This window comes from Coleofasciculus sp. LEGE 07092 (assembly GCF_015207375.1).
In the GTDB taxonomy this organism is placed as follows: Bacteria; Cyanobacteriota; Cyanobacteriia; order Cyanobacteriales; family Coleofasciculaceae; genus LEGE-07092.
This window is the reverse complement of the sequence record NZ_JADEWY010000280.1, coordinates 1-1,765: the sequence shown is the minus strand read 5'-3', so window position 1 is coordinate 1,765 and position 1,765 is coordinate 1. Positions and strand designations below refer to the sequence as shown.

The following is a 1,765-nucleotide window of genomic DNA, read 5'->3' as shown; positions in this document are numbered from 1 at the left end:
GCTCCCCAGCTCCCCTACTCCCCTACTCCTTATTTACTGGTTCCACACTTCATCAATCGGTGGTGGTTCTGGTGGTATGGGACGTGATGATATGGGTTTGTCGTTAGTTTCAGGGGCTTGAGCTAAGGAATGAATGGGGTTGCTAGAACGGATTGTACCAACCCAGCTATTTGCAGTTTTGGGTGTTACCGCAGTTGAGAGAGTATTGTCTCGATCTAGTAAATAACTAAGATGGTGCAATCCTTCACATAACTTCTGTAAATGAGTGCAACGGTAATCTGCGGCTTGCCAGTCTCCGGCTTCTAGGGCTTCAGCGTATCCTCGCTGCAAAGCTCTGATCAGTCTGAGTTGGGTTTCGATTATTGGATAGTTAATCGTCATTGGTTCGCTTTTTTCTCAATTGGACGTGGCATATACCCCTGAGATACTTTAGAATTTCTGACTGTACTTCTATTCATATTTTGCCTCAATTAAAGCAAAGCGACTACTGATATACAACAGCATTATTACAAGTTTATTTAATCTTTAAATAACGGTAAAAATACAGATTTTTAATTCTAGCAGTTAGATTAATTAATGACAAAAATACTTAGAATTGCCAAAAAATAAAGTGATTAATAGCCGTTTAAAGAGGATTTAAATTCCTATATTGCCTTTATTGTCTTAAATCCCTAGGCTTACTCATTGACAAAGAGAAAGGAGTAGGGCAGGAGGTTGAACTTTGATTTCCGCCATCTATTTGCCATCTAATGAAATCAAGATGATCTTAGTTCGCAAGGTATCTCTGCCAATATTAAGGCTTTGATTGGTTACATCTTTCAGGACTTCATCACTGAAAGCCGGATAGTTTTGTCAATCGATTGGAAACAAAAAAAAATTTTGTCTATTCTCCCGTTAGAGGGATTGAAGCGGGATAATGAAATCAAGATTATAGGCGCTTTAGGAAGGAATAGTTCCACTTTGCGCCATTAATCTCTACCGCCTACCTAAACTTAATCTCTAATGAAGCGAGTAGTTTTCTGTGACTTTGACGGTACGATTACGGCAGTAGAAACCTTTGCAGGGATGTTGAAGGATTTTGCCCCTCAGTTGTCTGCCCAACTGATGCCAGAAATCTACGCCATGCGGCTAACACTGCGGGAAGGTGTACGCCAGATGCTTGAATCGATTCCCGCTACCCGATATCCGGAAATCCTCGCCTATGTCGAGTCTAAACCCACTCGTCCGGGTTTGGAGGAGTTGCTTGACTTTCTGGACAGTCAGGGCATTCCCTTTATCGTCGTTTCTGGCGGTTTGCGAGGTATGGTAGAAGCGGTATTAAGTCGGGCGGGCAAACATGGGCAGTCTTTAGTAGATCGGGTAACAGCAATCTACGCGGTGGATGTTGATACTGGTGGGGAATTTTTGCAGGTAATTTCGGAGTTTGAGGGAGATAGCGAGCTTGTCTCTAAGGTAGAAGTAATGGCGCGATATCCTGCCGACGAGCAGATTGCGATCGGGGATTCGCTAACGGATTTGAATATGGCTCTCACAGCATCGGTTGTATTTGCTCGCGATCGCCTCACCGAATACCTTGATGAACGCCACAAACCCTACATCCCCTGGAATGACTTTTTTGATGTTCGTCAACAGCTATCTGAGCGGTGGCAGGATAGCTAGTTGATACATGGTTGGTTAATGAATGACAAGGAGACAAGGGGGACAAGGAGACAAGGAGACAAGAAAATTTTTGAGGTTTTACTCATCCCCCCCATCCCCCTATCTC

At 43.5% G+C, this 1,765-nt stretch carries 2 protein-coding genes; one reads left to right on the top strand and one right to left on the bottom strand.

Annotated elements, in window-relative coordinates:
- Window positions 1-33: 33 nt before the first annotated feature.
- Window positions 34-381, bottom strand: coding sequence for a hypothetical protein (locus tag IQ257_RS29540; protein WP_193882772.1), 348 nt, complete (start codon window positions 379-381; stop codon window positions 34-36).
- A 621-nt stretch (window positions 382-1,002) separates the two neighbouring features.
- Between IQ257_RS29540 and IQ257_RS29535 the strand changes: the two genes are divergently transcribed.
- Window positions 1,003-1,659: an HAD-IB family phosphatase gene (locus tag IQ257_RS29535; protein WP_193882775.1), complete on the top strand. Its 657-nt coding sequence runs from the start codon at window positions 1,003-1,005 to the stop codon at window positions 1,657-1,659.
- Window positions 1,660-1,765 lie beyond the last annotated feature (106 nt).

Coding starts and splice junctions, on each gene's coding strand:
- IQ257_RS29540 (WP_193882772.1), bottom strand. CDS start 381: ATGACGATTAACTATCCAATAATCGAAACCCAACTCAGACTGATCAGA.
- IQ257_RS29535 (WP_193882775.1), top strand. CDS start 1,003: ATGAAGCGAGTAGTTTTCTGTGACTTTGACGGTACGATTACGGCAGTA.